Consider the following 18,952-nt stretch of genomic DNA (forward strand, 5'->3'; position numbering starts at 1 on the left):
CGAACCGACTGCAGGGACGAGCATAGATGCAGCACGGGAGAGTCTGTTACGGTGCTCTTCATGCAGCGCACGTATTTCTGGTTTAGCAGGCCGGCCCCGGGTGGGTCAGCCAGCGACGCCATGCGCTGACCCTCCACCCCACGAGCCGGATACAGACCGGCTCGAAGTGCGCGTGGAGCATGCAGAGCCGGCCTGGGAACAGGAAACCCTCTCATGACGCTCTCCCTCGACACCCCGTCACTCGACGATCAGCGCACGATCAGCATCAGTCCGCTGGTCGCGCCGTCGGTCGTACGCCGCGAGCATGCGGTGGACGACGCGATCTCGGCGAGTGTTCGTACCGGACGCTCCGGTGTCGTCGACATTCTCGACGGCCGTGACGACCGTCTGATCGTCGTGGTCGGCCCGTGTTCGGTGCACGACACCGACGCTGCCCTCGACTACGCCCGACGCCTCGCCGCCACGGCAGCCGAGCTGGGCGATCGACTGCACATCGTCATGCGGGTCTACTTCGAGAAGCCGCGGACGACGCTCGGCTGGAAGGGTCTGATCAACGATCCGCACCTCGACGGCAGCTTCGACATCAACGAAGGTCTTCGAGTGGGACGCCAGTTGCTGCTGGACATCTCGGCGCTCGGCCTTCCCGTCGGCTGCGAATTCCTCGACCCGATCACCCCGCAGTACATTGCGGACCTGGTCAGCTACGGTGCCATCGGAGCACGGACCGCAGCCAGCCAGGTGCACCGGCAGCTGTGCAGCGCCTTGTCGATGCCGGTCGGCATCAAGAACTCGACCGAAGGTGACATTCAGGTCGCCGTGGACGGAACCCGCGCCGCCGCGGCGAGCCACGTCTTCCCCGGAACCGATCTCGACGGCAAGGCGGCCTTGATCAGGACCGTCGGAAACCCCGATTGCCACGTCATCCTGCGCGGCGGCGTCGACGGACCGAACTACGACGCCGAGTCCGTGGCCGATACCGTTGCCCGCCTGCGTAAGTCGGGGTTGCCGGAGCGAGTTGTCATCGATGCCAGCCACGGCAACAGCCGTAAGGACCACAACAAGCAGGTGGACGTCGTCACCGACGTGGCCACCAGGGTCGCGGCCGGCGAGCACGGAATTGTCGGGCTGATGCTCGAGAGTTTCCTCGTCGCAGGGCGTCAGGACCTCGAAATCGGCCACCGCGACGAGCTCGTGTACGGCCAGTCCATCACCGATGCATGCCTCGACTGGGACACGACGGCAACGCAATTGGCCACTCTCGCGGCGGCCGTCGAGACGCGTCGGGCCTCGAACGCCGCGCGCTGACGCGTCGTGCGTTACCGAACCCCGCGCGGTCGAAATTGCACGCTGATGCGTGGGCCGACCGCGCGGGTCGATTTGGGAATTGCATGCTCCCAGGTCCGTTGACAGGACCCGCCCATCACCACCAGGTCGCCGTGACCGAGGGTGAATTTCAGAGAGGTCCCGCCGCCGCGGGGACGGAGCATGAGTTGTCTTGTAGCACCGAGCGATACGATCGCCACCATCGTGTCCTCGGTGGCGCTGCGGCCGATGTTGTCGCCGTGCCAGGCGACGCTGTCGGACCCGTCGCGGTAGTAACACAGTCCCGCGGTGGCGAACGACTCCTCGAGCTCGCTTCGGTAGTGGTCGTCCAGTGCATCGCGGGCCTCGTACAGTGCCGCATGCGGCCAGTGCTCCCGCTCGGCGTAGTACCGAACCAGGCGCGGCACATCGACCACGCGGTCGTACATCTGCCTGCGTTCGGCGCGCCAGTCGACGTCGGTGACCAGCGAATCGAAGAGGTCGCTGTCGGACAACCAGCCCGGCCGCACATCGACCCAGGCACCGAGCGTCAGCTCGCGGCGGGTGACGGACTGCAGCGACCCGACGCCACCGTCGTCGTCACCGAACAGCGAACCTTGCATCGCGAGCGACATGACTCGACTGTATCGAACAGGTGTTCCCATTGCCAGCTCCCGGCGGTATCGTTCTCGCATGGGTTACCGATTTCAGGTCGTCGTGGACAGCGTCGACCCGCATGCGCTCGCGGCATGGTGGGCACAGACTCTCGGCTGGCAGGTCGAACCCAGCAACGAGGAGTTCATTCGCGAGATGGTTGCGGCAGGCCACGCCCGAGAGGAGGACACAACCGTGTTCGACGGCGTTCTGGTGTGGCGAGCAGGCCAGGGCATCACCGATCCGGAATCTCCGGGCACCCCGCGGGTGCTTTTTCAGGCGGTACCCGAATCGAAGTCCGTGAAGAACCGACTCCATCTCGACGTTCGTGTCGGTGACGGACGCGAGGCGGTGGTGACCGCACTCGAAGGTCGAGGCGCGTCGGTACTGCATCGCGGGCAGCAAGGGCCCAGCACCTGGATCACCATGACCGATCTCGAGGGCAACGAGTTCTGCGTCAGCTGATCGCGCTGAGCTCTATCGATACGCGCCGGGAGTTTGGCCGGTCCAGCGCTTGAAGGCTCGGCGGAATGCGCTCGGTTCGGAGAAGCCCAGGCGGGCCGAGATGTCGTCCACGCTGTCGCCGCGGCTCAACCCCGAGATGGCCGCGTCGCGCAGAACCTCCTCGCGGAGCTGATTGATGGAAGTGCCTTCCTGGCGAAGAACGCGGCGCAGATGCGGCGGGCTGATGTTGAGCATGGCCGCAATCTCTTCGGTAGCCGGCGTACCGCCTCTGAATCCGGTCTCCAGGGCTCTTCGGACCTGACTCGACGCAGTGCTGTCGTAGTCCCTCGACGAGAACAGCAGGTTGGGTGACTCCGCGAGGTACTCGGCCAGTGTCGCCTCGGTCTGCACTATCGGGGCGCGCATGAGCGCGGTGTCGAATTCCAGTGCGGCGCGGTCGGATCCGAACTGCACATGAGTTCCGAATATGGTGTCGTACATCTTCCCGGCCTCGGGTCCGGGCAGTGCATAGGGCAACTGAACCGACAGGAGTTTGACCCGGTTACCGATCAGCCACGCCGCGAACCGATGCAGCAGAATCAACAGGAAGTCGGTCAGCAATCGCTCGGCGAGCTCGTTCGCTTCGGGGCTGAGGTCGGTCGTGGCTTCGACGTGCACCGTCAGAACCGTCGACTGCTCGGTTCGATCCAGCGTCATCGGTTTCACCGGAATGAGCACGCGCATGGTCTCGGACATTCGAATCAGCGCTGCCCACAGATTCTCCGTGTGTATCAACGTCTGACACACCACCCGAAAACTGCCGCGCCGCACGGGAACTGCGGCGAGTCCGAAGAGTTCGTCGCCGGTCATCGCCCAGACGGCCTGGGTGAACGCGGTGACCTGTCGGGTGGTGAGCCGCTCCGCCGGGTCGTCGAGAATGGTGGTTCCGATCCCGGCCATCGACAACGGGTACGTCAGGTCCACTCCGCCGTTGGCCGCGAGGTCGACGGCTTGCCTGACGAAGTACGCCGGAATCGTCGGTTGCGCAGTCACAATCGCCGTAACCTCTCGGCGGCATCGGCGAGCACGTGGTCCTGCTTGCAGAAAGCGAAGCGCACCAACGAATTCCACGGCGCAGGCTCGTCGACGAAGGCAGTCACCGGTACCGCGGCGACGCCCACGAGATCGGGCAGGGTGCGACAGAACTCGTACGCATCACCGCGGCCGATCGGTGCGATATCGGCGCACACGAAATACGTTCCGGCACTGTGCTTGACGTCCGCACCCGCCTCGGTCAATGCTGCGGACAGCGTGTCTCGCTTGCGCTGCAGACCGTCGCGCATGGCGGCGATCCACGCCTGCTCGTGACCGAGTGCGTACGCGACGGCGGGCTGGAACGGGGTACCGCCGACGAAGCTCATGAACTGCTTGGCGGCGCGCACCGCATCGATCAGCTCTGTCGGTCCGAGCGCCCACCCGGTTTTCCAGCCGGTGGCGTTGAACGTCTTCGCGGCACTGGACACGGTGACGGTTCGCTCGAACATACCCGGCAGCGTCGCGATCGGGGTGAGCACACCGTCGTCGAAGATCAGATGCTCGTACACCTCGTCGGTGAGCACGAGCAGGTCGTGGGCGATCGCGATCTCGGAGATACGGATCATCGTCTCGCGATCGAACACGGTGCCGGTGGGATTGTGCGGCGAGTTGACGATCAGCATGCGCGTTCGCGGCCCTACGGCGCGTTCGAGGGCGTCGGTGTCGACGGTCCATCCGTTGCCGTCGGTGACCAGGGGTACGGCCGTGCGAGTGGCTCCGGCCAACGCCACAGCGGCCGCATAGGAGTCGTAGAACGGCTCGATCAACAGCACGTCGTCGCCCGCCTCGATCAAGCCGAGCAGCGTCGCCGAGATGGCCTCGGTGGCACCCACGGTCACGAGAATCTGCGAATCGGGGTCGTACCGAAGTCCGAACCGGGCGAGCCGGTCTTCGGAGATGGCTGCGCGCAGCACCGGCATCCCCGGGCCGGGGGAGTACTGGTTGAGACCGTTCGCAATGGCGTCACGCGCGGCCTCGAGCATGGCCGACGGTCCGTCCGTGTCCGGGAATCCCTGCCCCAGATTGACGGCGTTCTTCGCCACCGCGAGTGCGGTCATCTCGGCGAAAATGGTCGATGCGAACGGGCGCAACCGGGTCACTGTGCGCGACGGCAACATCTCGGACATTCCTGCAGCGTAGTTCACACAGCCGGCGCGAGCGTCGGACCTGCGTCTGTACTGTGCCTGTCATGCGATTCGGAATGTTCGTGCCTCAGGGTTGGCGGCTGGATCTGGTCGGGATCGATCCGGCCCAGCAGTGGAGTGTGCTGCGCGAGCATGCCGTTGCCGCCGAAGCCGGACCGTGGGAATCACTGTGGGTCTACGACCACTTCCACACCGTTCCCGTCGCGACGGACGAGGCGACGCACGAGGCCTGGTCGCTGATGTCCGCACTCGCCGCGTCGACCTCGCGTATCCGACTGGGTCAGATGTGCACGGCGATGTCCTACCGCAACCCCGCCTACCTGGCCAAAGTTGCTGCGACAGTGGACATCATCTCCGGCGGTCGGGTCGAGATGGGTATCGGCGGCGGTTGGCACGAGCACGAGTTCCGCGCCTACGGCTACGGATTTCCCTCTGCCGGTGAACGATTGGGCCGCCTCGACGAGGGCGTACAGATCTTCAAACAAGCGTGGACCACCGGCGAGGTGTATCTCGACGGCAAGCACTACGAGATCGACGGTGCAGTGGTGCGCCCACTGCCCCTGCAGGAGGGCGGCATCCCACTGTGGATCGCCGGTGGCGGTGAAAAAGTGACACTGAAGATCGCAGCGAAATACGCGAACTACACCAACTTCGATGGAACCCCTACCGGTTTCGCCGCCAAATCGGCTCTGCTGCGCGATCATTGCGCAACCGTCGGCACGGACTTCGACGCCATCGTCCGCTCGGCCAACTACAACGTGGCCATCGGCTCCACGGAGGCCGAGGTGCAGGAGCGGCTACGCGCTCTCGAGGCTCGACTGACCGAACACGTCGGAGCCGAGAAGGCACACGAGGCATTGGGCGCATACCGCGGAATGCCCGCCGTCGGAACACCCGAGCAGATCGTCGAGAACCTCACCGAACTGCAGCAGCAGGGCATGACGTACGGAATCTTCTACTTCCCGGAAGCCGCCTACGACCGCTCCGGCATCGAACTCTTCGAGCGCGAGGTCATCCCGGCTCTTCGGTAGGTCGTTCCGCAGGCTCCACTCCCGGCTCTTCGGTAGGCCGCGTCAGGTCCTCGGGTAGATCGGCGGGGTCCACGAGCAGCTGCTGGTTCTTGGCCTTGCGTACCTTCTCCGACAGACCGATGTTGGCGTGCAGCAGTGCCCATTCGCCCTCGGTGATCTCGGCGGCGGCGCGCGCCAGGACAGCCGCGTCGGTGGTGCCCCAGGCGATCGGCATCGCCGACACCAGCTGCCAGGTGCGTCCACCGGTGTTACGGCCGCGATCGGCGAGCACCGACACCGCAGGCACCTCGGCACCGCGTTCGACGGCGTGGCCGGGCAGCGCACGGACGACGCGCGTGATCAGGACGTAGTGCGGCTCGTTGACTCCTGGTTTCGCGACATCGACCAGCGACAGCAACGTCGCGCCGCTCGGCATCGTCTCGGCCACCACCGCCGGAACCAGATCGCCCCGGGTGTAGAGCGATTCGATGGACCCCATCTTCTTCGGTGCCCACACCATGACCCACAGGGACGTCGCCGCCCCGATGCAGAACACGCCGCCGAGGATGTACGACCACGGCGTCGCGATCCAGAAGAACCAGATCCCCAGTGCCAGCAGGACCGCTGCCGTGAGCGCCGCGGACATCCGCAGCCGGCGAAGTTCGGTGAACGTCTCGTTGACCGACTTCGCGTGGGCTACGTCTACGGGGAACTCGAATCGGCGCACACTGCTATTCCTAGCATGCCGCCGATCCCGACACGAAGCGTCAGATTGCCGGGCCGAGCAGGTCGTCGGCGTCGGTGATGCGGTACGCGTACCCCTGTTCGGCGAGGAACCGCTGCCGGTGCGCGGCGTATTCGGCGTCGAGGGTATCGCGCGAGACCACCGAGTAGAAGTGCGCCTGACCACCGTCGTGTTTCGGCCGAAGCAATCGGCCCAGTCGCTGGGCTTCTTCCTGCCGGGAGCCGAACGTTCCCGAAACCTGGACTGCCACCGACGCTTCGGGAAGGTCGATCGAGAAGTTCGCCACCTTGCTCACCACCAGAGTCTGGATCTCACCCTTGCGGAAGGCGTCGAACAGCACCTCGCGTTCCTTGTTCTTGGTCGAGCCCTGGATCACCGGCGCGTTCAGGGCTTCACCGAGTTCGTTCAGCTGATCGAGGTACGCGCCGATCACCAACGTCGGAGCGTCTTGGTGTTTCGCCAGAATGGACTTCACGACGGCGATCTTGGTGTGCGCGGTCGAGCAGAGCTTGTAGCGCTCCTCGGGTTCGGCGACCGCGTACGACATGCGCTCGGCGTCGGTGAGGGTGACGCGCACCTCGATGCACTCGGCCGGTGCGATCCACCCCTGCGCCTCGATGTCCTTCCAGGGCGCGTCGTAGCGCTTCGGGCCGATCAGCGAGAAGACGTCGCCCTCGCGTCCGTCCTCGCGGACGAGCGTGGCCGTCAAGCCGAGTCGACGCCGTGACTGCAGGTCGGCTGTCATGCGGAACACCGGTGCGGGAAGCAGGTGTACCTCGTCGTAGATCACCAATCCCCAGTCGCGGGAATCGAACAGCTCCAGGTGCTTGTACTCACCCTTGGTTCGACGGGTGATGACCTGGTACGTGGCGATTGTCACAGGGCGGATCTCTTTGCGCTCGCCCGAATACTCGCCGATTTCCTCCTCGGTGAGCGACGTGCGAGCGATGAGCTCGCGCTTCCACTGCCTGCCGGCGACGGTGTTGGTGACCAGGATCAGCGTGGTGGCCTTGGCTCTGGCCATCGCCGCCGCACCGACCATGGTCTTACCCGCACCACACGGCAGCACGACGACGCCGGAGCCGCCGGCCCAGAACGAATCCGCGGCCATCTCCTGGTAGTCGCGCAGCGTCCACTTGCCACCCTCGGTATCGAGCTCGATCGGGTGCGCTTCGCCGTCGACGTAGCCGGCGAGGTCCTCGGCGGGCCAGCCGATCTTGAGCAACATCTGCTTCACGTGGCCGCGTTCGCTCGGATGCACGATGACCGTGTCCTCGTCCACCATCGCGCCGAGCATGGGCGCAATCTTCTTGTGCCGCATCACTTCGGTGAGCACGGCGCGGTCCAGGCTGATCAGCACTAGACCGTGGACCGGGCTCTTGACCAACTGCAACCGGCCGTATCGGGCCATCGTGTCGACGATGTCGACCAGCAACGGCTGCGGTACCGCATAGCGCGAGAAGTTGACCAACGCGTCGACCACCTGCTCGGCATCGTGACCGGCAGCGCGCGCGTTCCACAGCGCCAGCGGGGTGATGCGGTAGGTGTGCACGTGCTCGGGCGCACGTTCGAGCTCGGCGAACGGTGCGATCGCCGCCCGCGCTGCGCCCGCGAGTTCGTGATCGACCTCGAGCAACAGCGTTTTGTCGGACTGGACGATCAGCGGGCCGTCGGTCACGGTTCCTCCTAGAGACTTCTGCTGCGCCCGAAAGAGCGCAACTTCTCCATTGTCCACAGGTAGGGGCCCGCGTGCACGTGAGCAGTGACTCAGTCCACCAAGGCGACGGAGGTGATGCGGTGCAGAGTGAACCGCCGCACGCCCCCGGTGGCGGGGTCGAATGCGTCGAGTTGACCGCCACCGATGCTGATCGGATCGACGATGCGGTGGGTCGCGACGCCCTGTGCGTCGACGTACCCGATGCTGACGCTGCGCTTGACCTTCGCTGCTGTCTGCAGCAGCGTCATCGTCGCGGTGCTGCTCGCGCGAGATCCGTCGGCGCGCACCACCGCACCGCCGTTGCCCGCAGCGCGGTCGGCGGCTCGCATTCCGCGTACCAACGACCCGAGCTGCTCGTCGGTGGGAACGGCCGGGGTACGGAAGGTCTGGCGCGGCCGCCGCGCCGACACCCGGGAGCCGCGGGCTCGAAGATCGACGATGGTGCCGGACGAGTCTTCACCCGCGGGCGCGAATCCGGCCCCGGCGAGTACCGACAGCACCTCGGCCAGCGGTGCCTGGGAGATCGCGACGGTCGGGGCAAGGGCGCGCAGGGCCAGCGACTCGGCGGCCGGAGAGGCCATCACCTCGGCGAGCAACGCCGGGTCCTCGCACCGGACGAACGACGCGGCCACGCCGGCGCGTAGCCGGCCGTGACGCCTGGCCACGTCGTCGATCAGATACGTCAGGGCCTGCGGAACCGGAGTGCGGGAATGGGTCGCGAACAACGAATGCAACTCCGAGGCCGTCAGGCCCACGTCGAGGGCCCGGCGCAGGCTCGTGTCGCTGATGCGATACATCGTCGCGGCACCCGCCGACTCGACGTCGGCGACGAGCGCGATCCGATCCTGCAGATCCGGTTCGAGCGGTCCCGGTGCCACCAGCGTCAGGTCGGCCTGCACCAACACGTAGTCGATCGGCTCGGGGAGTGCCGCGCGCATGTCGGCCTCGGCATTACCGTCGTGCAGCAGCGAGCGTCCCGGCGTCGACATCGCGCCGCGCGCGACCACTCCCAACGCGGTCGCCTCGGCGATCACGTGCCCGACGGGTGTCACGCCGAACCGTCCGGACCACCGGGGTCGACGCCACGTCAGTGTGCGGGTGAGGTCGGTGGGCGTCGCGGCGTGTCCACTGCCGAGCTCGGCGAGCAGCTCCAGGATCATGCGACGGTCGCGGGGCGCGGCAGGCGAGCGGACTTCGTCGGACAACGCGGCGATGGGCTTGTCGTTGGGGTCACGCATGCCGATCACCCACGGGGCTCGCGGCGTCTCGAGCCAGGCGGAGGCGAGGGTGTGCCACCGGGCGGCCGGGGCCGCGGCGAGCCACGCGTCGACGGCGGGCGTCGGTGCCCAGTAGTCGTCGCCGGTGTCGGCAGAGGGGACAGGGTCCGGGGTTCCGCTGGAGATCAGATGGGCGGCGGCGAGCAGTTCGACGAGGATGCTCACGCGGTCGTCGTCGAGTCCGGTGGCCTTGGTGATCTTGCGCAGCTCGCGCACTCCGAGCCCGCCGGCCTTGAGGGCGGGAGCCGGCGACGCGGACAGCGCCTCGATGATGGCCACACAGTGCCGCCCGAGCTCCAGTGCCTCGCCCGCCGCAGCAGCGTCGACGTCGGCGAGCGCATGTGCAGTGGTCGTCAGCTTCGGCTCGGCGAGTGAGCGGGGATCCGTCATGGGCTCGCCGCGCAATATCTGACCGACCTGGACGGGGAGTTCGACGGTTTGCTCGTCCAACCAGATCAGCAGGCCTGCGGCGAGCAGTTTCTGCACGGGCCGATCGGGTGGGGTGCCCGGCGCGGCGTCTCGGGTACGGCCGGTGGGCGAAGACCTGGCCAGGGTGTCGAGAAGATTGCGTTCGCCGTCTTCGAGTGCGGCCAGCGCTGTGGTGATGTGGGTTTCGGTGAGGGTGTCCACCGGGTCGAGAGCGCGGCCGATGCGCCACGGCACGGCGTCCGCAGCGGTTGCGCTGATCCGGAACCCAGCGGCGTCGCCCCAGACGAGAAAGCGTTCGCGCAGTTGGGACAGCGCTCTGTCCACGGCTTTGGCCGGGGCGCGCTTGGCGATGACGGACAGCAGCGTGGCCCTGGTGACCGGACGCTCGTAGGCCTCTTCGATGGCCAGGATCTCGAGCACGGTCAGGGCCAGGGTGTCGAGGGTGTCCGCAGTGTGCAGGATCGACCGGCGTTGCTCTGCCCGGCCGGCCAGCACTGCCAGCGAGGCGGGCGGCGGCGCAGTCAGATCCGGACGCAACGACATGGCCTTGATCAGCTCCGCGTCTGTGCGAGCTGCGATCCACTGAGGCAGATCGGGAGGCATGTCGGTGTGTCGGGGCGCAGTCGTGTCGGTCATCGTCTATCAGATTAGAGACCTGGGCTGGTGCTCGCCGCAGGGCAGGTGTCAAAATGGGCCCATGGTGAACAAGTCGAAGAAGCCCTATGTCGATCCAGGCTGGCCGGAAACCGCTCGCGGTGACCACGCGGTGACCGAACTCTCGTCCGCTCGATCGGGTGGCTTGTCGCCCTTCGGTGAGGACACCGAGTTCCCGCTGCCCGTCGAAGACCTGCCCTACGCCCATCCGGTGACCGTCGTCAATCGCTGACAACGGCGCCCGAACACGAGAAAGCCCCCGACATCTTCGCGATGTCGGGGGCTTTTCTCGTATAGCGGCGGTTCTTGCTACTGGGGCAGGAACGCCTTGTTCGCCTGGTAGAAGCTGACGACCTGCGGATCGAGCTGGATGCCCTGAGCGGCGTTCTGGACGAACGACGCGATCTGGGGATCGTTGGTGATGTTCTGGACGGCGGTGACGATGCCGTTGACGACCTCGGCCGACGCATCGATCGACGGGATCGACGTCAGATCGGGGAGGGCGGGAACTTCCGGTGCCTTGGGAGTGGCCGGAACGCTGCGCTCGGTGGGTGCGCTGCTCAGACCGAGGCTCGAGGAGCAGGAGGGCCATGCGCCCCAGCCCTGCGAGTCGAGGACCTTCTCGGCGACTGCGATCTGCTCTTCACGGCTGGCCTGGTTGGCCGTTGCCGCGTACTGCTGTCCACCGTGTGCGTTCCAGGTGCTGGGGGAGAACTGCAATCCGCCCTGGAAGCCGTTGCCGGTGTTGATGCCCCAGTTGCCGCCTGCTTCACACTGCGCAAGGCGATCCCAGTCGGAATCCGGTGCCGCGTTGGCGGTACCGGTGAAGGCGATGCCCGCGGTGCCCATGATGGCACCGGTGACGGCGACCTTTGCGACGGTCTTGCCAGTGGTGCTCGGCTTGCGATGACGTCCGCTCATACGAGTTGAAATCCTCTCCACACGCGCCTGCGAGGTCAGCTGTCGGGTTCGGGCTGAGAGGTAGCCCGGCCTTCTTGCTTTTCCATATCGGATGAGCAATTGGGCTTCACCCCAAGGGAACTCGGTGCGGCTTCGTGAGTCGCTACAAGTTCCCGGTTGTCCGTGGAGGACGTGGGTCCCCCGTCCTCGTCCCCTGGGTGATCGTCGAGGGTTGTTCCGGTTCCCGCGGGACGAGGTTTGGCGCTGCGGGCCGGAATTCGGCCGAACTTTCCGGCCGCTGCTGACCGTACTGAAATTCCCGGGTTACGTCACTATTTGGTAACTGTCGATTTTTTCGTGTGTCCGCGACCGTCCCGACGGTCTGATTCCGGTCGCTCGAATAGGCCCAGCTAGTGGCTGTTCTCGGTGATCGACCCCGTGCTGTTGCCGGTCTGTTACCGAAGCGTGATGTGACGGAAGTCACATCACGCGAGGGGGCCTCGAAAGGTCACCGAACCGCAACGATGTCTTTCCCCAGCGGCATGAGCGAGACCGGAATCAACTTGAGGTTCGCGATCGCGAGCGGAATACCGATGATCGTGATGGCCATCGCGATCGCCGTGACGACGTGTGTCAGCGCCAGCCACCACCCGGCGAGGACGAGCCAGAGCACGTTGCCCACGAGGGCACCCGAACCCGCGCCGGGCTTGTCGACGATCGTCGACCCGAACGGCCACAGGGCGTAGACGCCGATGCGGAACGACGCGATCCCGAACGGAATGGTCACGATCAGGATGCACAGCAGGAGTCCCGCGAAGAAGTAGCCGAGTGCGAGCCACAGTCCACCGAACACGAGCCAGATGACGTTCAGGAGCAGTCGCATGATCTATCGCGCCCGTCGGCCGGAGAGCAGCGCGTACACCAGAGCGAGCACGAATCCGGCGGGTGCCGAGAACATCGCCGTCAGGTACAGGCCCAGCGGCGGCTTGGCGTCGGAGAAGACCGGGAAGAACAGGATCGCGACGATGGCAACGAGGCCGATCGCGAACAGCACCAGCGCGATGCGCAGCAGTGCAGTACTTCGCTTGCGAGTAGATGAGTCCACACCACCACGGTAGTGCGCGGCGGTGCGTCGTGCGAAAAACCGGAATGCCCTATTCGGGGCCTGCGCGCTAGACTGGCGTATTCGCGTCCTGCGTTTTCGTGGGGCGCGAAACTTGTGCACACCGCAGGGTCCCGACATCGGGCGTGCGGATACGAAACCAACGACAGCAACAGATGAACGGGTGAGCTCAGTGCCGACCGGCAAGGTGAAGTGGTACGACGTCGACAAGGGATTCGGATTCCTCTCGCAGGAGGAAGGCGAGGACGTGTATGTGCGTTCGTCAGCGCTGCCCGAAGGCGTCGACGGCCTCAAAGCCGGCCAGCGCGTCGAATTCGGCATGGCCGCGGGCCGTCGTGGCCCGCAGGCACTGAGCCTGAAGGTTCTTGAGCCTGCCCCGTCGATTCGCCAGAACAGCGGCAGCACCCGCCGCGAGCCCGTCGAGCGCAAGCACACACCCGACGAACTGCACGGCATGGTCGAGGACATGATCACGCTGCTCGAAGCGACGGTGCAGCCGGAACTCCGCAAGGGCAAGTACCCGGACCGCAAGATCGCTCAGCGCATCTCCGAGGTGGTCCGCGCCGTCGCTCGCGAGCTCGACAGCTGATCGTTACGGACGCGTGCCGATGGACCAGATCGCGTGGCTGACGAAGCTCTCGGTATTGGTGTCGGTGTCGATGATTCCCGTGGGTAGCCGAACCTCGATTCCGAGCAGGGTTCGGCCGCCGTCGTCCGTCGTCGGGACGGTGACGCTCAGCCGGGTTCCCGGCTGATTGAACTGGCTGCTCTCGACGACCGCCCCGGTGTCGTCGCCGTAGACCAATGCCAGTTCCCACGGCGCGGAGTAGACGGCCTCGGGCATCGACAACTGCACCGTCGGGGCAGATCCCACCTGGATCTCGGCGGTCTCGCCGACGTTGGTGCACAGCGGGTCGCTCACGGCGCAGTACAGGTAGGGCTCGACTTGTACGGCTCGACCGTTGGAGTACGCCGTGACGACCGGTTCCTTGTCGGGGGCATTGCCGATCAGGACGGCGAGTACCCCGACGAACGCGACCGCGATCACGAACAGGCCGGCGGCGATCAGCGACGCGATCTTCTTGGTGCGGGGAGCCAGGTTCACTTGGTCACGTTTTCGCCGTAGGAGCTGTCGGATACTTCTTGTTCGACATGGTCGGGCCGGTTGCCACCGAACCCGGGTAGCAATGATCGACCGCGGTAGGTCAGGAAGGTCTGCACGAGGCCGATCGTAAGCAACACCGACACGACCGTGAAACCGAGCCAGTACTCGGTGGGAAGCAACACCCCGAGCGTTCCGCCGAGAACCCAGCACAGCTGCATGACGGTTTCCGAGCGGCCGAACCCGGATGCAATGGACTCCGGAGGCAGGTCGGACTGCAGAGACGCGTCGAGCGAGACCTTGGCCAGTGCGCTCGCGCTCGACGCGACCAGGGCGGCCACGGCGGCGGTGAGCAAACTGTCCGTGACAGCTGCGACGACGGCGACGACCGTCACCGCGACCGTGCACCGCAGGACGACCACCGATGGTCGGCCGAGCTTGATCCTGGCACCGAGTGCGTTGCCGGCGAAGTTGCCGAGACCGGCGGCGGCTCCGACCAGTCCGAGCATTGCGGCCTGCTGCAGCGGCTCGTGTTCGGTGCGGGATTTTGCGACGAACGCGATGTACAGCGTGAGGAAGCCGGTAAGAATTCTGATCGTGCCGTTGCCCCAGAGTCCGACGATCACCGCACGGCCCAGTGGCTGCCTGCGGTTCTTGGCGGCGGTGGCAGGCGGTGGGGTGCGCTTCAGCTTCTCGGTCGGGGCACCGCTGCCGGGGTAATCGCTGCTGTGATGCTGGTCGGCGTGGTAGCCGAGGGTGGCCGGAACTTCGCCCTCGGTCACTTCCACCCAGGACGGGATGCGCATGCTCAGGTATGCGCCGAGCACGGTGATCGCGGCGACGAACCACAGTGCGCCGGGCGAATCGGCGACGAAGGCGATACCGCCGGCGACAGCGCCTGCGGCGATGGTGCCCCCGAGCAGTCCGAAGACGGTGAGCCTCGAGTTGACGCGGACGAGGTCGATCTCCGGTGGCAGTACCCGCGGCGTCACCGCACTCTTGAGTACCGCAAACGATTTGCTCAGGACGAGCATGCCCAGCGCCGCTGGATAGAGCACCCAACTGTCGAAGTTGAACACCAACACCACCGCCAGCACGGTACGCAGGCCGAACGAGGTGGCCAGCGCGATGCGTCGGCCGTGCTGCAACCGGTCGAGCAACGGGCCGATCAGCGGCGCGATCAGCGCGAACGGAGCGATGGTGATCACCAGGTACAGCGCAACCTTCGTCTTGTCCTCACCGGTCGCCGCGGAGAAGAACAGCGTGTTGGCCAGTGCAATCGCCAGGGCAGCGTCCGATGCGAAGTTCGCCATCGTCGCGTAGGTCAGCGCGGTCAGCCCGGACTTGTCCGCCCCATCGGCTTTCGCAGCCCGCTGGAACGACGCGATTCCTTTGCCGGTCAGCTCGCGCCCACGCATCGCCGCGACGCGGGTGACGGTGAGCTTCTTGGGCATCGGTGGTGGCTTACGGCCGCCGGTTCGGCCGCGCGCGGCAGTGATCTGCTGCGTGCGCGCCGGGTGCAGCGGCGGCAACGGTTGGCGGCGGCTCGGAACGTGGCCGCCGGCACCGGATTGGACAGCACGGGGGTCGGCCGGTGGATAGTTGACGAAACCGGGATGCTCCGAGCTCTGTTCGTCAGCAGTGGAGTGACCGGTTTCGTTGCCAGGAGCGGAGCCTGCGGAGTGACCTATTTCGGTGCCAGCGCCCGAGCTTTCCGCACCTGGCGTGGGGTGGGGGAGTCGCGGATCGGTCACGTGATCAATTCTGTCCTACGGCCGCGGGATCGGTGAATCGCACCTCGAAGATCTTGGGCCAGAATTTGCCGGTCACGAGGAATCTGTCGGTCCCGGGGATCTGGGCGATGCCGTTGAAGACGTCGGCTCCGTTTCGCTCGGTGGCCGACATCGAATCCCACATCGGCTTGCCGTCGACGACGGCGGTGACGCGGCCGGTGGTGGGGTCGATGCGCATGATGTCGAAGGTCTGCCAGACGTTGGCGTAGATCGAGCCGTCCTCGGCGCATTCGAGTTCGTTGAGCCGTTCCACCGGATTGCCGTCGAGTGTGACGTCGACGGTGTTCACGGCGTCGAAGGATGTGGGGTCACGGAAGGTCAGGGTGGACGTGCCGTCGCTCATGACCAGTCGGTCGTCCGGGGTTCCTTCACCCTGCGTGCACAGCCCCCATCCTTCGCCGTCGTAGTCCACTCGGCGCTGTTCGGCCAGGGTGTCTCGGTCGCGGGCAATGGCGACTCCGTCTTGCCAGGTGATCTGCCACAGGGTGTCGCCGTCGACGGTGATGCCCTCGCCGAACAGGTCGGACGGCAGATCGACCCGCCCCAGCTCGGTCATGTTCTCGAGCGACGTGCGGCGGACGAAGGAGGAGCCCTCCAGCCCGGTGCCCTCGTAGAGCACATCACCGTCGATCTCGAACCCCTGAGTGAAGGCGTCGTCGGCGCGATCGTAGGAACGCAGAACCTCGGCGCCCAGCGTGGGTACCGAGTCCGACGTGATGGGGGCCGAGTCGCCTGGACCCGACGTCGACGAGCAGGCGGTGACGGTCAACAGGGACGTCACGAGTGCAGCGAAGGTGCGAGCGCGGACGGTCATTGCATCCATGATGGCAGCCCGAACTGGGCGTCACCGAGTTGATGCGGCAAACTGAATGTGTGAGTGTCGTATCTTCTCCAGAGCTCGGATCCATCCGCCCCGTCTTGGCCGATGCCGTGGATCTCGCGCGGCAGGCTCTGCTCGAGCTGGGAGAGGGCGGTGTCGGCGAGTACCTCGGCGTGACCGTGGAGGACGACAGTGCTGCCACCCACCGCTTCGCCAGCGATCTGGACGGCTATCGCGGATGGCAGTGGGCCGTTGTCGTCGCTGCTCCCGACGACGCCGATCACGCCACCGTCAGCGAACTCGTGCTGCTACCCGGTCCCGATGCTCTCGTGGCACCGTCCTGGGTGCCCTGGGACGAGCGCATCCGACCCGGTGATCTCGGGCCGGGCGATCTGCTCTCTCCACGTCGAGACGACCCGCGGCTGGTGCCGGGATACGTCGCGTCCGGTGACCCCGCCATCGACGAGGTGGCCGGCGAGATCGGGCTCGGCCGCACTCAGGTCACCAGCCTCGAGGGACGGCTCGATGCCGCCGAACGATGGCACGACGGCGACTTCGGCCCGGACAGCGAGATGGCCAAGGCCGCGCCGTCCACGTGTGGACTCTGCGGTTTCTACCTACCCCTCGCGGGATCGCTCTCCGCAGCGTTCGGAGTGTGTGGCAACGAGTTCGCCGCCGACGGTCATGTGGTGCACGTCGAATACGGTTGCGGCGCGCACTCCGATACCGAGCTGCCCACCGGAGCGGGCTCGCCGCAGTTCGAGCCGTACGACGACGCAGCACTCGACGTCACTCCGTCGCCGACCGGTGCCGCACAGTCGAACGAGCCTACCGCGAACGACGCTGTTGCAGAAGATGATTCGGAAGCGATCGTCTCGTCGGCCGAGACGGTAGCGGTGGCGGAGTCCAAGGCACCCCAGCCCGACGCGGCAGCACCTGAATCGGCAGACTCCGCACCGGCAGAGCCCGAGGTGGTCGAGACCGGGAACGATGAAGCTGACGCAGCGCCTTCCATTGATGCAGCCCCTTCCACTGGCGACGCCTCTTCTACTGACGACGCGTCTCCCGCAGTCGATGCCGATGCCGGTGTCGATCTCGTCGCCGATTCCAGTGTCGACGATGTTGTGCAGCAGGAGGATTCGGCATCGCCGAGCTGATCGATCCTTTCGGTACCGGGTCGCTTCGCGAGTCGATTCTCGCGTCCTGGGGTTCCTCGCCCACGCGGCTGCGGGAAGATTCGGCATCCGAGGCAGATCTGGTGCGCGGGGGATACCGCGATCGTTTGTTGACCGAGTTGGCACAGAACGCGGCTGATGCTGCGCAGCGAGCCGGCGTCCCGGGTCGGCTCTCGGTGTGGACCGACGAGGCGGGTGCACTGCATGTCGCCAACACCGGTGCCGCACTGGACGTGTCGGGTGTGCACGCTCTCACCGCGCTGCGGGCGTCGGCGAAAGCTGCGGCCGATCCGGGTGTCGGACAGTTCGGGGTCGGCTTCACCGCGGTGCGATCGGCGTCCGACGAGATCGAGGTCCGCTCGCGCGGTGGCGGGGTGATCTTCAGTGCCGAGCGCACTCTGAGCGCGTTGCGCGAGCGGGACATGACAGTGCCGGAGTCGGGTGTGCCGGTGCTTCGGTTGGCGTGGCCTACTTCCACACCTCCCGCTGCCGGGTTCGATACCGAGATCGTGTTGACGCCGCGACCCGATGTGCAAGCGGAATCCTTTGCCGGGGGGTTCCTCGACGAGGCCGTCGAATTGTTGCTCGAGCTCGACGCGTTGGATTCCATCGAGATCGATGGCGTCGTCGTCGACTGTGTGAGAACGGAACTCGACGATGCACGCGTCGAGATCGCCATCGGTTCGCGAACGTGGCTGCAGTACACCACCTCGGCTGCGCGGTGGATCGTTCCGATGGTCGACGGTCTACCCGTTCCCGCAGCGCCGGATGTGTTGCGGGCCCCGACGCGGTCGGACGAGCTGTTGTCGTTGCCCGCGTTGGTCGTTGCCGATGTACCCATGCAGCCGGATCGTCGACGGGTGTTGCCCGGCGTCTCTGTCGCCGAGGTGGCCCACGGTTATCCCGATTTCGTGGCGTCGTTGCCTGCGTCCGCGCGAGTGTCGTTCGTACCCGAGGTCGGGTTCGCGCGCAGTGCGATCGACGGTGCGCTACGTGAGCTGATCTTCCGCCGATTGTCCACCGCACCATGGCTTCCCGCTGCCGACGGACCCGATCTCGTACCAGAACGTGCGCATGTTCTTGCCGATGCCACCGAGGAACTCGCCGCGGTGTTGCTCGATGTGGTCCCGAATCTGGTGGACGCCGCTCTGTCGGGCGCGCGGCACGCGTCGGCGTTGTCGGCGGTGGGAGTGCACCGCATCGGGTTGGCGCGGTTGGCCGAGATGCTCGGCGGGCAGGCCCGTGAGCCGGCCTGGTGGCGGCGGCTGTACGACGCGTTGACTCCGCTCGTCGTCGACGGGTTGGCAGCGGAAGAACTTGCTGCGCTGCCGGTTCCGCTTGCGGACGGTCGTACGGTCACCGGTCCACGGACTACCGTCGTCGGGTCGGACGCGTCGGCCGAGGTCACGTGGGTACGCCTGGTGCATCCGGATGCGGTGAGTCCGTTGTTGATTCGGCTGGGTGCGCGGGAGGCCACTGCGGCCGAGCTGTTGTCGGATCCCGCCCTCGAAGCGGCCCTCGACGATCTCGATTGGGACGGCGACGAGGTGGATAGCCTGGTGTCGGC

General features: G+C 66.2%; 19 protein-coding genes and 1 riboswitch. Of the genes, 7 read left to right on the forward strand and 12 right to left on the reverse strand.

The annotated features are described in order from the left end of the window. Positions 1-213: 213 nt before the first annotated feature. Positions 214-1,305, forward strand: coding sequence for a 3-deoxy-7-phosphoheptulonate synthase (locus tag J1M81_RS20575; RefSeq protein ID WP_032372964.1), 1,092 nt, complete (start codon positions 214-216; stop codon positions 1,303-1,305). Positions 1,306-1,316: 11 nt separating this feature from the next. Here the strand turns inward: J1M81_RS20575 and J1M81_RS20580 are convergent, their stop codons facing one another. Continuing rightward, complete coding sequence (locus J1M81_RS20580; protein WP_206498735.1) at positions 1,317-1,937, reverse strand: alpha-ketoglutarate-dependent dioxygenase AlkB; 621 nt, start codon at positions 1,935-1,937, stop codon at positions 1,317-1,319. Positions 1,938-1,995: 58 nt separating this feature from the next. Here J1M81_RS20580 and J1M81_RS20585 point away from each other — a divergent pair, with 58 nt between their 5' ends. Next, positions 1,996-2,421 (forward strand): VOC family protein, encoded by a 426-nt coding sequence (locus J1M81_RS20585; protein WP_032372963.1) that lies wholly within the window; start codon positions 1,996-1,998, stop codon positions 2,419-2,421. Positions 2,422-2,433: 12 nt separating this feature from the next. Here the strand turns inward: J1M81_RS20585 and J1M81_RS20590 are convergent, their stop codons facing one another. Further along, positions 2,434-3,453, reverse strand: coding sequence for an AraC family transcriptional regulator (locus J1M81_RS20590; protein WP_027495889.1), 1,020 nt, complete (start codon positions 3,451-3,453; stop codon positions 2,434-2,436). Then, on the reverse strand, positions 3,450-4,622 hold the full coding sequence (locus J1M81_RS20595) for a pyridoxal phosphate-dependent aminotransferase (protein ID WP_032399915.1): 1,173 nt from the start codon (positions 4,620-4,622) through the stop codon (positions 3,450-3,452). The genes J1M81_RS20590 and J1M81_RS20595 overlap by 4 nt, the downstream gene beginning before the upstream one ends. Before the next feature lie 62 nt (positions 4,623-4,684). On the opposite strand from J1M81_RS20595, the gene J1M81_RS20600 reads away from it, so the two are divergent. Further along, positions 4,685-5,671 (forward strand): LLM class F420-dependent oxidoreductase, encoded by a 987-nt coding sequence (locus J1M81_RS20600; protein WP_027495891.1) that lies wholly within the window; start codon positions 4,685-4,687, stop codon positions 5,669-5,671. Here J1M81_RS20600 and J1M81_RS20605 read toward each other — a convergent pair. The 3 genes from J1M81_RS20605 to J1M81_RS20615 form a co-directional block, all read right to left on the reverse strand. Then, positions 5,652-6,377, reverse strand: a complete 726-nt coding sequence (locus J1M81_RS20605; RefSeq protein WP_206498736.1) for a DUF3239 domain-containing protein — start codon at positions 6,375-6,377, stop codon at positions 5,652-5,654. The genes J1M81_RS20600 and J1M81_RS20605 overlap by 20 nt on opposite strands. Before the next feature lie 40 nt (positions 6,378-6,417). Further along, entirely contained in the window at positions 6,418-8,073 is a 1,656-nt protein-coding gene (locus tag J1M81_RS20610) for a DNA repair helicase XPB (protein ID WP_027495892.1), read from the reverse strand. Between the two features lie 89 nt (positions 8,074-8,162). Then, positions 8,163-10,454, reverse strand: coding sequence for a helicase-associated domain-containing protein (locus J1M81_RS20615; RefSeq protein WP_032372962.1), 2,292 nt, complete (start codon positions 10,452-10,454; stop codon positions 8,163-8,165). Between the two features lie 61 nt (positions 10,455-10,515). Here J1M81_RS20615 and J1M81_RS20620 point away from each other — a divergent pair, with 61 nt between their 5' ends. Beyond that, complete coding sequence (locus J1M81_RS20620; RefSeq protein WP_008719333.1) at positions 10,516-10,704, forward strand: hypothetical protein; 189 nt, start codon at positions 10,516-10,518, stop codon at positions 10,702-10,704. Between the two features lie 77 nt (positions 10,705-10,781). Here the strand turns inward: J1M81_RS20620 and J1M81_RS20625 are convergent, their stop codons facing one another. The 3 genes from J1M81_RS20625 to J1M81_RS20635 all read right to left on the reverse strand — a co-directional run bounded on the left by J1M81_RS20625 (position 10,782) and on the right by J1M81_RS20635 (position 12,477). Continuing rightward, positions 10,782-11,393, reverse strand: coding sequence for a transglycosylase family protein (locus J1M81_RS20625; protein ID WP_027495894.1), 612 nt, complete (start codon positions 11,391-11,393; stop codon positions 10,782-10,784). An 8-nt stretch (positions 11,394-11,401) separates the two neighbouring features. Beyond that, positions 11,402-11,610, reverse strand: a riboswitch (cyclic di-AMP (ydaO/yuaA leader). A gap of 270 nt (positions 11,611-11,880) precedes the next feature. Continuing rightward, positions 11,881-12,255 (reverse strand): YccF domain-containing protein, encoded by a 375-nt coding sequence (locus J1M81_RS20630; protein WP_027495895.1) that lies wholly within the window; start codon positions 12,253-12,255, stop codon positions 11,881-11,883. Between the two features lie 3 nt (positions 12,256-12,258). Next, on the reverse strand, positions 12,259-12,477 hold the full coding sequence (locus J1M81_RS20635; protein WP_027495896.1) for a hypothetical protein: 219 nt from the start codon (positions 12,475-12,477) through the stop codon (positions 12,259-12,261). 190 nt (positions 12,478-12,667) lie between these two features. Here J1M81_RS20635 and J1M81_RS20640 point away from each other — a divergent pair, with 190 nt between their 5' ends. Then, positions 12,668-13,084: a cold-shock protein gene (locus J1M81_RS20640; RefSeq protein ID WP_167327283.1), complete on the forward strand. Its 417-nt coding sequence runs from the start codon at positions 12,668-12,670 to the stop codon at positions 13,082-13,084. A gap of 3 nt (positions 13,085-13,087) precedes the next feature. Here J1M81_RS20640 and J1M81_RS20645 read toward each other — a convergent pair whose 3' ends face one another. The 3 genes from J1M81_RS20645 to J1M81_RS20655 all read right to left on the reverse strand — a co-directional run bounded on the left by J1M81_RS20645 (position 13,088) and on the right by J1M81_RS20655 (position 16,204). Next, a complete protein-coding gene (locus J1M81_RS20645; RefSeq protein ID WP_032372961.1) occupies positions 13,088-13,600 on the reverse strand; it encodes a DUF2771 domain-containing protein in 513 nt (170 codons plus the stop codon). Then, the gene (locus tag J1M81_RS20650) at positions 13,597-15,288 is read right to left on the reverse strand and encodes an MFS transporter (RefSeq protein WP_371832592.1); all 1,692 of its coding nucleotides are present in this window, start codon (positions 15,286-15,288) and stop codon (positions 13,597-13,599) included. Before J1M81_RS20650 ends, J1M81_RS20645 begins: the two co-directional genes overlap by 4 nt. Positions 15,289-15,355: 67 nt before the next feature. Further along, on the reverse strand, positions 15,356-16,204 hold the full coding sequence (locus tag J1M81_RS20655) for a glutaminyl-peptide cyclotransferase (RefSeq protein ID WP_032371571.1): 849 nt from the start codon (positions 16,202-16,204) through the stop codon (positions 15,356-15,358). 41 nt (positions 16,205-16,245) lie between these two features. Here J1M81_RS20655 and J1M81_RS20660 point away from each other — a divergent pair, with 41 nt between their 5' ends. Beyond that, positions 16,246-17,367: a DUF3027 domain-containing protein gene (locus tag J1M81_RS20660; RefSeq protein WP_080729351.1), complete on the forward strand. Its 1,122-nt coding sequence runs from the start codon at positions 16,246-16,248 to the stop codon at positions 17,365-17,367. Further along, positions 17,364-18,952, forward strand: a 1,589-nt coding sequence (locus J1M81_RS26485) for a sacsin N-terminal ATP-binding-like domain-containing protein (RefSeq protein WP_374223906.1), incomplete at its 3' end; no start/stop codon positions are given. The genes J1M81_RS20660 and J1M81_RS26485, both read left to right, overlap by 4 nt.

This window comes from Rhodococcus sp. KRD175, from assembly GCF_017168275.1.
Taxonomy (GTDB): Bacteria; Actinomycetota; Actinomycetes; order Mycobacteriales; family Mycobacteriaceae; genus Rhodococcoides; species Rhodococcoides fascians.